Annotated in this window: 7 protein-coding genes; all 7 read right to left on the reverse strand. The window is 40.4% G+C overall.

Features of this window, described 5'->3' with window-relative positions; translation table 11 throughout:
• Positions 1–2,770 (reverse strand): hemagglutinin repeat-containing protein (locus tag GYY69_RS12485; RefSeq protein ID WP_174797980.1); only part of this gene is annotated, 2,770 nt, incomplete at its 3' end.
• 344 nt (positions 2,771–3,114) lie between these two features.
• Positions 3,115–3,648 carry a hypothetical protein gene (locus GYY69_RS12490; RefSeq protein ID WP_174797981.1) on the reverse strand — a complete coding sequence of 178 codons (534 nt, stop codon included), beginning with the start codon at positions 3,646–3,648 and terminating at the stop codon, positions 3,115–3,117.
• Between the two features lie 7 nt (positions 3,649–3,655).
• A complete protein-coding gene (locus GYY69_RS12495; RefSeq protein ID WP_174797982.1) occupies positions 3,656–4,003 on the reverse strand; it encodes an adhesin in 348 nt (115 codons plus the stop codon).
• A gap of 189 nt (positions 4,004–4,192) precedes the next feature.
• Complete coding sequence (locus tag GYY69_RS12500; protein WP_174797983.1) at positions 4,193–4,537, reverse strand: hypothetical protein; 345 nt, start codon at positions 4,535–4,537, stop codon at positions 4,193–4,195.
• 3 nt (positions 4,538–4,540) lie between these two features.
• On the reverse strand, positions 4,541–5,182 hold the full coding sequence (locus GYY69_RS12505; protein ID WP_174797984.1) for a hypothetical protein: 642 nt from the start codon (positions 5,180–5,182) through the stop codon (positions 4,541–4,543).
• Between the two features lie 30 nt (positions 5,183–5,212).
• Positions 5,213–5,458, reverse strand: a complete 246-nt coding sequence (locus GYY69_RS12510) for a hypothetical protein (protein ID WP_174786651.1) — start codon at positions 5,456–5,458, stop codon at positions 5,213–5,215.
• 3 nt (positions 5,459–5,461) lie between these two features.
• On the reverse strand, positions 5,462–14,752 hold the full coding sequence (locus tag GYY69_RS12515; RefSeq protein ID WP_342354086.1) for a hemagglutinin repeat-containing protein: 9,291 nt from the start codon (positions 14,750–14,752) through the stop codon (positions 5,462–5,464).
• Positions 14,753–14,766: the final 14 nt, after the last annotated feature.

The following is a 14,766-nucleotide window of genomic DNA, read 5'->3' on the forward strand; positions in this document are numbered from 1 at the left end:
GTTCGGCTATCCATGGCGCACTGGCCCCCGCAAGGCCTCCTGTAATGTCACCGGTAATAATGCCTGTGATAATTGATGTCGCTGTGTCAATCCCTTTGCTGACATCTCCCCCCATGGTGCCTAGGTTGTTTTTTGCATTTTTAATCACTATATCACTGACAGCATCATAATAATTTTGTTGATAAATTTCATCATAGGTTTTAGCTGTGTAATTCGGGTCTTGTTCGGCTTTAAGCTTTTCTTCTTTTAGCTGTTCTTTAGTCTTATTTTCTAGCGCTTTTTTGGCTTCTTCGTCGTTGTCTAATTTGTTTTGCGCTTGAATGCGGTCATATTTGTTTACCACTCCTTTTGCCTGTTGAGCGATGTCTTTAACTAGCTCTACCGATTCTAATTTATCCAACTCTTTTTGTTTGTTAAATATCGGTTTCAGTGAGTTATTCGCATGCTCGGTATCTCGGCTTAGTTCGTTGATATCTTGTTTTTGGTCGTCTTTATTGCGGATGATGAGTTGTCCGTTTTCTACCGCTGAATGGGTTATACTGGACTCTTTTTCGCTGTTTTGATACGCCGTCGGGGCACCCGGTCCGCCGGTGCCTCCGCTCACCGAAACATGGCTAACTTTAAAATCCGCTTTATTTTTTATATCACTAAAGCTGATTGTGCCTGTATCAAGTTTGTTTTTGCTGGTATCTTTCGCTTCTGATGCTATCACCGCCCCTTTTAAGTCAGTGTTGTTACCCACCGTGATATCATAACCGCCACTGCCGGCAAAAATGCCCGATTGGTCGGTGACACTTGCCCATTTGCTGTCGATATTCGTACTAGATAACGAGCCGTTGGCACTAAAACCACCAAAGCCTCCGCTTCCACTCACCGATCCGCTGATTTTTTCGTAATCGTAATCATCGGTGTCTTGCAATGATTGGATGTTTAAGTTATGACCCACGTCCATCTTGACGCTATCACCCTTAACTTGACCACCAATGATATTAACATCATTACCTGTCTTGATTGTCAGTTTGTTGTTAGCGTCAATAACACTTTCTGTCCAAGCACTGCCGTTGGCATTTTCTCGCTCTCGACTAAAGTTAGCATTGCCTTTAAAACGTAAGCCACTTTCATCTCCACCAAATTGCAGCTGTATGCCAACCCCGCCTCCATAGCTCTTTTCGTCACTGTCGCTGTGCTGGGTGTTGACCGCGCCTATCACATTTAAATCTCGATTAGCCGTTAGATTAATATCATTACCTGCTTTTACTTCACTCCCTTTTAACGTAATATCGCCACCTTGTTTATTCGCATCCCCTGTCGCTATAATATCTATATTTCGTCCCGCCGAAACTCCACTACTTATTACCGAATGCTGCTCTTGGTTCACTTCTCGCTCTGTGCGTTGCGTGCCCACCATCGCACTCACCCCTATTGAGGCTTGACTTTGTCCTTGTTGGTTTTTCAGTTGAGAATCTTCAAGCGCTTCTATCGCCGTTAACGCCGATTTAATCGATTGGAGTGCTAATAGTTTGTCATTGCCCTTCTTCTTGGCTCGCTCTACTGCTTTTGCCGCTTCATACATATCCGCAGCTGTCCCCGTTAACGCTACCGTTAAGCCAGACTTTTCGTAACTGTACTCTTCTTTATACGTCGTCTTCGCATCTAGCGCTTCGATATTAACGTTTTCGCCTTGTAATTTGATGTTTTGCTGGGCGATGACATCACTGCCTTTGATATTTAAGTCTTTGCCCGCTTGGATGTTAACATTGCCATTTGTGCTGCCTACAACACTGCCCACAAAGGCTTGTTCGGTATCGGTCTGTTTGAGATTTTCTTTTTCTTTACCCACCGTAAAACCAATACCGCCACTGCCCATTAACCCCGATTTTTTGGTCTTGATTTCGTCTTTTCGGTAATACGACTCTTCCGCCGCATCAATCGTGATATCTTTGCCTGCGCCAAGATTCACATTATGCGTCCCAACCACTTCACTGCCCGTCACGGTTAAATGGTTGCCCGCATTAATGTTCACCCTGTCACCATAAACCCCACTGCCTTTTTGCGTGATATTATCGACCTCAATATCTTCAGTAATTGAACCCTTATTGAGTAAGCCTTTGGTTTTGGCTTTGTGATGCTCGGTTAACTGTAAACGCGCTTGCTCACTACCGATATTAATATCATGCTCGGCTAGGATATTTAAGCGCTTATCGCTCGATAATGCCGCCGATTTCGCCAAGATATCATGCCCCGCAATTAAGTTAAGGTCACCTTGGGTTAACAGTTCACTGCCCACCACATCTTCAATATCAACCTTGTGTGAGTGATTCTTATTCCATATCGCGTCTTGATAGCTTTCTGTCTTTAAGGTCGATAAATTGATATCGTGCCCCGCTATCACGTTAGTGACCCCATCTTCACCGCCATTTATTACCAAGGCCGCACCTAAATTAATGTCATGCCCCGCTTTTAAGTGGATATCACCATCGGTGACGCTGAGACTTGAAACTTGGTCAATCACGGTGTTTTTGCTTTTGCTCGCACCGTAATGCGTTTCGGTGGTCGAGGTGGTGCTATTTAAGTTGATGTCGTTATTCGCCTGTAAATAAGCCAACCTATCCGCTTTTAATTTGCCACTGCTGTTAATGCTATCTTTCGCTTGAATGATAATTGCACCCGCATCAATCAGACCTTGGTTATTGACGTTATTGCCTAATAAGGCAACCCTGTTTTTACCTAATATCGTCCCCGAATTTCCTATATCCTTCTTCGCCAGCACCGTGACACTTTTACCCGATAATAATGCCCCCTCCGTCGTTAATTGCGGGCGGTTACTTTGTAAAAATAATTCAGGATTCTATACCATTTCATTTTATTAAAATTCAATAACAGCTTATCACTTGACGAGTTGCATTAAGAGGGATAGGGTAAATAAAGTACGGTATAGTCTTATAATCTTGTGAGATCCTAAATTGAATAGCTCAGTTTTATATACAGGTCATCCTATTGCAATTAAAACCGAGCAAATCAAATTGGTATTAGAGTTTATAACTTAGTTATAAATTGAATCATCTATTCCAATTCTGCAAGGTTTGTCACAGAACTGGAAAAAGCAAAACAAGGTTATTTAGGAATTTTACCTGTCCACCAAATCGGTTTTTCATCCGCGCCTAAGTTATCAAAAACCGATAAATGTATATGTCCATAACTTATTAAATAAGGTAATGTGGTTATAGTCACCATTACTGGCTCATATTCATAATCGGGTTCTGATTTAAAGCCCTCATAACTTATCTTGGCAGATTCAACACAATAATGAAATGCATAAAAGTAACCATCAAAAATATCATATAAAGTTGATTTTGTTCTGTCTAAATCACTTTTGGCTTTACCTGATAAAATAGGCCCCCAATCAATGGCTTCTCTATCTAACTGTTTAAACTCCTCCTCGACCAATTTCATTAAAGATTCAGCCGTATCTAGCTCTTCTAACTTCAAATATCGACGATATAAACGGTCTGTTAAAATAGACCAATCTTCTTTGGGATATTTAGGCAAAAGATAATATGAAATACAATCAAAAAATAATTTCATATCACTGTCTGTACCTAGAGTAAATACAGAACCTCCTCCACTCATACCAATAGTTATTAACATTATTTAATTACCTTTTATCTTTTAACAATCTAATTTGTTGTTTTTTAATAATTCCATTCGATTGTCTGACTATCCCTTGTTTAATTTTAAATTCTAACGCGGGTGTTAAATGCTGCCCTCTAACATCTATCACAACCTCTTGTCGCATACCATTTGGTAAATGTTTTTGTCGTTCAATTGCTTGTTTAGAAATATTATTAATCAGATTATCAGCGTATTTGCCTATATCATAATTTTTCACTTCTATTGAACAAGTTGTGCCATTACAAAAATCAGGTCTTACACTCCCTTTTGTACCATGAGGGACTTCTACACCATCTTTATAACTTACTTGACCTCTATAATCTGGAGGCAAGCTGGCGTCGACATCTTTTTCTGATGTGGATTTTTATACAGACCATCCTGATGATTAAAACCGAGCAAGGCGAACTAATTATTGAACTTACCTTACTAATTATAAGTCGTGATATATTAGCTTTCTATAAAATTTGGTGACAGGTTTAACTGTCACCCTTAACAAGCAACATATATAGGGGGGACAATTTTAAGGTTGGTATAACGGAGAACGTTGCATTGCAGGTTTAATTTCATTAAACCAAGCTTTATAAACAAGTTCTTTAGGGTAGTGATTATAAAAATCCTCTATCTTTTCCAAATCAACCTCTATAGCTTTCACGAGCTGTTTATAGCATTGCATATATTGATCTTGAGTTAACTCGGAAAAATTTAAATCACTATCATAGAGATCATAACTAAAATAAACCTTTTCTGCTATATTATTTCCCAGTTGCATAATATAGGGACGAACATATTCGCCAATAACAGACATAAACGTTGAGTTATATCCAACGCATTCTACCTCTTTTCCAAAATAAAATATACCGGCCATATCTTACCTCATAATATGAATTTTAGATCGGTGATATTCTGGTAACGTCTTAATGTAATTTTCAAGACGTGTTCGATTATCAGACGTCAGTTTCCTAAAATCTAATGGAACAATATCTGCTTTATCTAAATGTTCATGTAATTTTTTAATATTTCTATCCCAATTATTATTAAAAAACTTATTCATTGCATTGATTTCTCTTTCTGTTCCGTTAGATGTCGTAAACATAAAATCTACAGTTTTACCTTTATTTGGACCGCTTGTAAAAATAAAGTCAGCTAAACTATCCTTATCCTTAATACGTTCAACTTTTCCGCCTAACAATTTTTCTAATTCAATTGCAGCTGCACCTTCTGCTAACTTTACTTTTCCTGCATGCGGATCTACTGTTAATTTGCTTTCACGATCAATCTGACGTTTTATTGTTTCTAGTTCCTTTTCCGATAACTTCTGCCCTGTAGCTCTAGCTTTCCAGGCTAAATTACTCAAACCTTTTGCAGTAACTGCACCTGTTGAGAGTGAAAATAACAATTCAGCATCTGATGTTGACACGCCTAATATCTTAGAAAGCCCCTCTGCTGTTTGCGTGTGATAGGTTTTACCATTATAAATGACCATCAATCCAGTCGCACCATTATCAACCATTGACCATGTTAAAAAAGAATTATCTCTTTATTACTTATATCTATCTGGCAAAAACTCCTTATGTTCAATGCCTTTTAGAAGTTCTAACAAATCATCTCTTACCCACGATAATTCTTCTTTATCCATGAATTCTGTATGTTGGTTTATTTGCTCATTGGTACAGTATTCCAACATGAAATTGACACAATCTAAATATATAGTAATTTCACTTTCGGAAAGTCTTAGATCAAATAACGTTACTGCATTAGCTACATATTCTTGTTTTAATAACTCCATAATTCACCCCTTAAAATAATTGGAAAACTTATCCCTGAACTCTTGCAGTTTTTCACTACTTGGTCGTCCCCAACGACCATCTTTAATTCGTTTTGTCGTATTGTTTCTAGGATTTTTATAAGAAGTAACAACTTCACCATCCGGTTCAATAATATGAACTCTACCATTAGGGCCTAAAACAACCCATCGACCATCATCCTGAACAAGAATATCAGAAGGTCTTGAGTTTTCAATATCATTAATCACTTGACCAACAGGGCGTCCTTGTTTATTTCTAATTTCCGCATGCTCACCTCGAGTTATTTCTGCATTTAGGGCATAATCTCGCCAATCATTTTCTGGAATTTGATTCCCACCAGTATGATTTGGTCCTAATTGTTCTGGATCTAATGGCTGATAACCCGGTAGCGGATCTAATGGTTTTTGTATCTGATCACCACCAGTATGAGTTGAACCTAATTCATCTGGTTCTAAAGGTTGATAACCTGGAAGAGGATCTTGTGGTTCAGGTATTGGGTATCCTTCTAATCTAGGTTTATAATTAGGGATTAGGATTGTACTAGGTGCATATATACTCTCTAATTCTTTTAAATACCGATTTGTTATCTCATCATTTCCCATCATCAACAATGTAATAAGGTGATCAAGATCTTCTGAGGAAATATTATCTGCAATAGATTGGGCAACAGCAGCAGTTATTCCAGCTTTAACACCATATTCTATAATTTTTTTAGTAACTAATCCCCTACAAGGTGCTGCTAATGAACATCCTTTTATAACTACTTTACTCAAATAATTATTCTCAACCGCATTTTTCCCCGCAGCAACGCCAGTATTCACATCTTGAATATCACCACCGGCAGCGGCTATCGCAAGGCCGGTCGCTAGTTGTGATAGGGCGCTGACTTTTTGCCTTTCTTCTTGGCTTAGGTCTTTGATGTCTTTATCGGGGTAAAGGATACCCGCAATAACTTCAGCACCACGTTCACTTGCGGCAGCGCCTAAGCCACCCACAAGCGCGGAATTGCCTTGCAGTTCGGCTACCACCGCACCGAGTATGGCATGGCTGACGGTGTTGGCGAGGGTGTTTCCTTCGGTCTGTTGTTTGATGATAGTTGCTATCTTCGGCGCTAATGCCCCTGCGGCTGCCCCTGTCATATCACCACTGATTAAGCCGTTGATAAGGCTAACGGCCATATCGATACCTTGACGGGTTTCACTGCCCATCGCCGACATCCCTTGGTTCATGGCTTTTTCGTAGGCTTTTTCGTAGATTTTTTGTTGTTCTTCTTCTGTTAGTCCCTTGTTTTTGCTTTCTTCTTTTGCCTTTTCAACCGCTTTTTTCGCTTCTGATTCTGCTCGCATACGGTCTATATGGTTGAGCATCGTTAACGTTTCACCACCTATCTCACTCACTAACTGTGTTTGCTCGATGATGTCTTGCTCTTTCTCTTTGTTAAAGATATGGTTGAGCTCGTTATTGGCATGCTCCGTATCCCAACTTAACTCGTTGATATCTTGTTTTTGTTCATCTTTGTTGCGGATAATTATCGTCCCTTCCGATACCGCTGAATGCGTGGTCGAACGTTCACTTTCGCTTTTGTTGCGACTGGTTGGCATCGATGGCATACCGCTCGAGCTAACGCTTGCACTGCTGCTACTCACTTTGTAGTCCGCTTTGTTTTCAATATCACTAAAGCTGATTGTGCCCGTGTCTAGGCGGTTTTGGCTCTTGTCTTTCGCTTCTGAGGCTATTACCGCCCCTTTTAGGTCGGTGTTGTTGCCAACCTTGATGTCAAAGCCACCCTTGCCCGCAAAAATACCCGATTGGTCAGTGACACTTTGCCAGTTGCTGTCCATCTTGGTCTTGCTTGCAGAAGCATTGAAACTACCGCCACCCCCTAATGAAACACTGCCCCCTACCGAGGTCGAGCTGCTTTTTGAATGGAACTCGTCGCTGTCTTGTTTCGATTCAATATTGAGGTCATGACCAATATCAGCAACCACCCTATCACCTTTGACTTGTCCAGCGATAATGTTGGCGTCATTACCGGTGATGATAGTCAGCTTATTACCCGCTTCAACCACGCTTTCGGTCCAGTCTGTGCCATTGCCTTTTTCGCGTGATTTGCTTTGGCTGGCACTGGCCGAGATGTTAAAGCCATTTTTTTGTCCACCAAAGTTATAACCCACACCCACCGAACCACTGCTATTCTTCTCTTTAGTGTCAGTTTTGGTCGTGTTTTCTTGTCCGATGATGTTTACATCATGGTTCGCCTTGAGCATGGCATCATGACCCGCTGACACCTGACTGCCTATGATGTTGATATCGCCACTCTCTTTTTCACCATTGCCCGTGGCAATAATGCTGACATTGCGACCCGCCGATATCGAGGAGCTCACTACCGTATGTTGCTCTTGGTTTACCGTCCGTTGGGTCTTTTCACTGCCCACGCTGACATTAATCCCAATTGAGGCTTCTGGTGTGCCATTTTGTAAATTAGCCCCCGTCTCTAACGCTGCATTGCCCGCTTGTAACCCCGCTTTGATGTTCATCAATGCTTTGGTTTTGTCATTTTTCTGTTTTTCCGCTTGCTTGCGGGTTTGATTGGCGTTGTAAATATCACTGACCGTGCCGGTAACCGCTACCGTCACCCCTGATTTTTTGCGTTCATACTCTTCTTGATACGTCGTTTTCGCATCTAATGCTTCGATATTGACGTTTTCGCCTTGCATTCTAATATCACGCTGCGCAATAACATCACTGCCTTTGATATTTAGGTCTTTGCCCGCTTGTATCTTCACATTGCCATCAGTACTGCCAATTACACTACCCACAAAGGCTTGTTCGGTGTTGGTCTGTTTTAAGGACTCTTTTTCTTTACCCGCCGTAAAGCCTATCCCACCACTGCCCATTAACCCCGATTTTTTGGTCTTGATTTCGTCTTTTCGGTAATACGACTCTTCCGCCGCATCAATCGTGATATCTTTGCCTGCTCCAAGATTCACATTATGCGTCCCAACCACTTCACTGCCCGTCACGGTTAAATGGTTGCCCGCATTAATGTTCACCCTGTCACCATAAACCCCACTGCCTTTTTGCGTGATATTATCGACCTCAATATCTTCAGTAATTGAACCCTTATTGAGTAAGCCTTTGGTTTTGGCTTTGTGATGCTCGGTTAACTGTAAACGCGCTTGCTCACTACCGATATTAATATCATGCTCGGCTAGGATATTTAAGCGCTTATCGCTCGATAATGCCGCCGATTTCGCCAAGATATCATGCCCCGCAATTAAGTTAAGGTCGCCTTGGGTTAACAGTTCACTACCCACCACATCTTCAATATCAACCTTGTGTGAGTGATTCTTATTCCATATCGCGTCTTGATAGCTTTCTGTCTTTAAGGTCGATAAATTGATATCGTGCCCCGCTATCACGTTAGTGACCCCATCTTCACCGCCATTTATTACCAAGGCCGCACCCAAATTGATATCATGCCCCGCTTTTAAGTGGATATCACCATCGGTGACGCTGAGACTTGAAACTTGGTCAATCACGGTGTTTTTGCTTTTGCTCGCACCGTAATGCGTTTCGGTGGTCGAGGTGGTGCTATTTAAGTTGATGTCGTTATTCGCCTGTAAATAAGCCAACCTATCCGCTTTTAATTTGCCACTGCTGTTAATGCTATCTTTCGCTTGAATGATAATTGCACCCGCATCAATCAGACCTTGGTTATTGACGTTATTGCCTAATAAGGCAACCCGGTTTTTACCTAATATCGCTCCAGAAGATTCAATATCCTTCTCCGCCAGCACCGTGACACTTTTACCCGATAATAATGCCCCCTCCGACGTTAATTGTGGGCGGTTAACGAGGTAAACTTGTGGCACCAATACCGAGACTGGTTGTCCATCGACCATCACCGTCTTGCTTTCCAACCAGACAATATCACTAGTCAAAGCTTTCATTTGTTCCGCTGACAGCGAGGCACCTACCGATAATCCGTACTGCTTAGCAAACGTGGCCCCCGCATTCATTAAGGCTTTATACTGCTCTAGGTCACTGCTATAATCACCAATATAACGATGACCCGTTAAAGTGGCAATTTGCTCTCGGATGAGCTGTTGCTCGTAATAACCATCCCCTAACCGTTTTTGGATGTTATTCGGATCAACCCGTAATTGGTTAAGCATATAATCCGAACTTAACCACTTTTTGCGATTGGTGAAACGGCTATCGGTTTCCACCAAATAATTGCTTTGTGGATCTTTATTAATTATCGATAAGCTATTTTGCGGTAAGGTCAGATTAGGCTCAACAAAGATGATTGAATCCGCATGTGACTGACCCGCTTCACTCGGCACCGAAACTTTTTGATTATCATCAATTATCGGTGCGTCGGGCTTTTCAACTTTCTCGGGTGGCAAAATGGGTTGTGTGATCGGCAAATCATGAATTGGCGATTCGGTTGAAATGCTGACATTGCCTTTTTCTTTACCCTGATTGATGATATCTTCTAGCGAATTGTCTAGATGTTTCTCATTTTTGATCTCTGTTACGATTGGATTAACAATGTGACCTACGCTAACTTTTTCCTCTTCACGTGGTTGCAAATCAACGTTGGTTTTATCTACATTGCTATGCGATTCTATTTTGGCATGCTCAAGATCGATAGTAGTAATGAATTGGTTTTTATAATCTTTCCATTCTGCTCTTTTTGTATATACGGTTTTACCTTTCCTATGTCCTTTATCTCGATAATGATAAATTTTATCACCAGTATCGGTAACGGTGCGCTGGCCTTTTAATGAGTGATTATTGAGTGTGCCGGTCATGATATCTAAGGCATTACCGGCAATAATTTTACTATTATCATTCTCTAAATGGTCGGATTGGACAACCAAATTCTTTCCTGAAATGATTTCTGCCGGTGCGGTACTTTTAATTTTAGTTTCATAAATATTTCTTGTGTAGTCATATTTGTGATACTTATAAGTGGAATCAAAAGCGCCATTATTTGAATGCAAAACAGGATATCTATGCCGTTTTTTAGGGCTAGTACGAATGCTGACTTCATCGGGTTTATATCGCCTTGCATCACCGAGTGGGGAATATTCAACAATATGTTGGCTATCAACTAAGACATCTTCAGTTTCAATATGGTCATTAATGTTGTTAATTTGATTAACGTTTAATGTCATATCGTCAGTCGCTTCGATCCGCGCTGAGTGGTTGTTTAGTGTTTGCCCCTCAATGTACATATCCCCTAAGCTGAGTATTAGTGCATGATTGGTGTTATTTAACGTGTTGACATCCAATAAAAGCGCTTCCCTTGCTGCAATAGTTGGCGCAATGGGGCTAGTTAAAGCAGGAGCACGGTTGTTGACTTCATGGGCTTTGATATAAATCCAATCCCCATATAAGCGTGCCCCATCTAGATTGTCAACACGCTGTGAAGCGTTCAAGTTGACCTCACCACCATCAATCAACCCTTTATTTTCCAATATACGTCCTTCGGTATTGATTTCCTCAGATTCTATAATCCCTGTGGCGGTATTTTTAATTTCATCACTCCTAAGGGTGATTGCTTGACCCGATGAGATTTTTCCGTCATTGGTAATTTGGCTTGCATTGATTAAAATATCATTATTCGCTAGCAAGCTGTTTTTGTTATCAAACGCCTGAGTTAAATTAAGCGCAATATCGTTTTCAGCGAGCAGTTCACCGTCGCCACTAAGTTGATTGGCGTTAATGGTAATATCATTGGCTAATAAACGTGCTTGGTTATTAGCTATTTTATCCGCTTGAATATGTAATAACGTTTTGGCAATCATATCGGCTTGTTGGTTTTCAAGCGATTGGGTTTTTAACTCAATTTGCCCTGCATTCAATTTGGCATGCTGATTAGTAATAGCATTTGCAATAATCTTCAATAAGCTTGCGGTTTCAAGTTTTGATTGGCTGTTATTAATCGAATCAGCCTCAATCAAAATGCCCTTATTGGCCACCATTGTTGAGTGTTGATTATCAATAGCCCCCTGAGAGTGTAATTGAATTTGTTGCATCGCCGTTAGCGTTGCCTGATTGTTAGTTAAATTATTTTCTGCCTGTAACTCAATATTGCCCATGCTCAATAATTTGGCTTGTCGGTTATCAAGGGTTTGTCCCGCTAAGGTGACATCCCCTTTGGCTTGAATATCGGCAGACTGGTTATTGATGTGATTTGCGTTGACCGTTAGGTCACTTTCTGCGACCAATTGTGCTTGATGATTATTCACATTATTGGCAGTAATGGCCAATAAGCCCTTACTGCTTAATTCAGCATCGTCATTATCTAAATCATCAGCATGGATAATCAGGCCGTCTTTCCCCGAAATGAGGAGTGCATGTTGATTGGCTAAGCTGGCATTGACATTAATTTGCATACCTTGATTAGCCTGTAGTGCCGCTTCACGATTGTCAAGGTTATTGGCATGAATCGAAATATGTTTATCAGCTAACCATAAGGCGTTTTGATTATTTATTTCGTCACTGTTTACGGTAATATTTTGTTTTGCTGATAAGGTACCATCTTGGTTGTTCGTTTTATTGGCATCAATATGTATAGAATCGTTAGTAATTAACGTGGCGGATTGATTATCAAATTCGGTACTTTGGATATTGATGCCTTTATCGGCATGGATATAGGCCGATTGGTTGGCTAATTTTTTAGCGGTTAATGCTAATTGAGCACCCGATATTAAGGTCGCATCGTTATTATTTAAATCATTAGCTTTAACGGTAATGCCCTTATCCGCTTTCCATACCGCCGATTGATTATTGATTTCATCACTTTCAAGGATGATGGCATTTTGGCTGACCCATTTGACCAAGGTGCTATTGAGCTTTTTCGCTTTTATGCGAAGATGATCATCGGCTTTTAAGATGGATGACTGACTATTGAGTTCATTGGCATTAAGCTTGACTTCACCACCGGCTGCCAATAAGCTATTTTGATTATGAATGTGTTTGGCCACCATATCGATTTTATTTTGCGTTCGAATATCAGCTTCTTGATTATCTAATTGCTCATCGGCAGTAAATCCAACATTGCCTGTAGCCAGCATCGTGCTCTGTTGATTGTTAATGCTTTTACCTTGCATGGTCAGGTCATGATGCGATTTGATTTTCGAACGTTGATTATCAATTAACAGTGACTCAAGGTTGAGTTTATCACCTGAAATCAATGTCGCATCAGCATTGTTCAATTTGTTGGTAGCCGCCATTGATAGCGCTTTACCTGATTGCATCGCTAAATGGCGATTATCAATATCTTTACCTTGTATATTTATCGATTGCTGGCTAATGATTTGTGCATTTTGATTGTCAATATCGTCAGCCTGAATATGAATATCTGCTAGTGCATTGATAAGGGTATTTTGGTTATTGACAATATTCGACGCTAAGTCAATTTTTCCATAGCTGAGTAATTTGCTGTTATGATTATTTAAATGAGGTGCTTTAAAGAAAATATTTTTATAGCTTGATATTGACGAATTTTGATTATTTATCGTTTGGGCATCAGCACTAATATGACCTTCACTAATCCATTTAGCATTGTTATTGTCTAATTGTGAAGTTGCACTCACTGTTATGTCATCTTTGGCACTTAAGGTGACTTCATTTAATTTCACCATGTTAGCGGTAATGCTGGCTTGTTTTTCACTCACCATTAATCCATTTGTGGCATCAATATCATCGGTTGCATTGAGTTTAATATCACCTTTTGCCTTCACTTTTACTTTTTGGGCTTCAATATGCGAACTGGTGATATGAATATCCTGATTGCTGATAAATATCCCTTCATTAGCCCATAGTTGCTCTGCGGTTATAGCAATGCGATCGCTGGCGCTGAGTTCGGCATGATGATTATTGATATTTTTACCTTGTAACGTTAAGGTGGAATTCGTGAGTAATCGTGCTGATTGATTGTTTAGCTCAGTGGAATTAATTGACAAATCACCATTGGCTTTTAATTCTGCAGATTGGTTATTCACCTGCTGCCCATCAATCGCAATATTATGGAGTGCGGTGAGTTTGGCATATTGGTTAAAAAATTGTTTAACATTCAGATTAATCGTGTTTTCAGAAATAAATGTCGATGCTTCATTGTTCATTAATGCACTGTGAATATTGATATCACCTTTCGCACTTAACGCTGCTTTTTGATTGTTAATTTGGTTGGCATGGATCGTTAAAGCGCCTTCCGTTAATAATTCAGACTGCTGATTATCAATCTGATGGCTAGCAATGGTTAAATCTTTTTTTGATTGTAATGTTGATTTTTGGTTTTCTAATGTTTTCGCCTTTATTTGCAAATGGTCATGACTGACTAATAGCGATTCATTATTGATAATCTGTTGGCTTTGTAAATTAATTGCCCCTTCCGCCAAAAGCGTCGCCTTGTGATTATCGATGAAGTCCTCAGCATTAAAATTAATGCTGCTGCCCGCATTGAATTTGGATTGCGCATTGTTGATATTATGGGCGCTAAAGGCAATATCTTTATTAGCCAGTATAACCGATTGTTGATTATTAATGGTGTTGGCATTAGCAGAGTAAGAGCTATTCGTTTTAGCTTGTAAATGACGACTATCAATGGCATTGCTCGCTTGTAAAGTGATATCTTTTTCACTCTTGATTGTAGCTGCATTGATGTCGATATTTTCGGCGGTTAATGTAACCGATTCCGCTATATTTTGGCTGTTGGCTAGATGAATATTTTTTTGCGCATTGACTCTGATGTGTTGACCGGCCAGATTTTTACCTGTGAGGGAAACTTGATTAGCATCAGCGATAATATTACCAGGCTCGGTCAGTTTTCCCTTTTCATCAATACCCGCAGCCACAGTACTATTTTTAGTGCTATTTATCGCTGAGCCTTTAAGAACAACATCGTGCTTGGCAAGGAATGAACCCTCATTCACAATGGCTTTTTGACTGTTTAAGTGGATATTTTGTTGACTGTAAATTTGCTTGCTATTGCGAATGTCCTGTTGACTGCTTAAGCGAATATCTTGCTGAGCCTGCATCGCCCCCGTATTGACAATTTTTCCATCCGCCGTCAAAGTAATACTGCCCGCGCTAGCGCCTAACTCGCCCGCATTATGTACGCCAACCCCTTTTTCTGTGCCCACCAAGTTGATTTTGCCCGCATACATGCCACCAAGTGCAGAAACATCTATCGACACTTCGGGTTTGTCGTCGGTCTGCCCTGACAATGCCGTGATATGTTGCCCATCTCGGCTCACTTTATTACGACCCG

The sequence above is a fragment of the Gilliamella sp. ESL0250 genome (genome assembly GCF_013345045.1).
Taxonomy (GTDB): domain Bacteria; phylum Pseudomonadota; class Gammaproteobacteria; order Enterobacterales; family Orbaceae; genus Gilliamella; species Gilliamella apicola_H.

Excerpts from the sequence above, each read along its gene's own strand:
- GYY69_RS12500 (WP_174797983.1), bottom strand. The coding sequence starts at position 4,537 with ATGGCCGGTATATTTTATTTTGGAAAAGAGGTAGAATGCGTTGGATAT.
- GYY69_RS12510 (WP_174786651.1), bottom strand. The coding sequence starts at position 5,458 with ATGGAGTTATTAAAACAAGAATATGTAGCTAATGCAGTAACGTTATTT.
- GYY69_RS12490 (WP_174797981.1), bottom strand. The coding sequence starts at position 3,648 with ATGTTAATAACTATTGGTATGAGTGGAGGAGGTTCTGTATTTACTCTA.
- GYY69_RS12505 (WP_174797984.1), bottom strand. The coding sequence starts at position 5,182 with ATGGTTGATAATGGTGCGACTGGATTGATGGTCATTTATAATGGTAAA.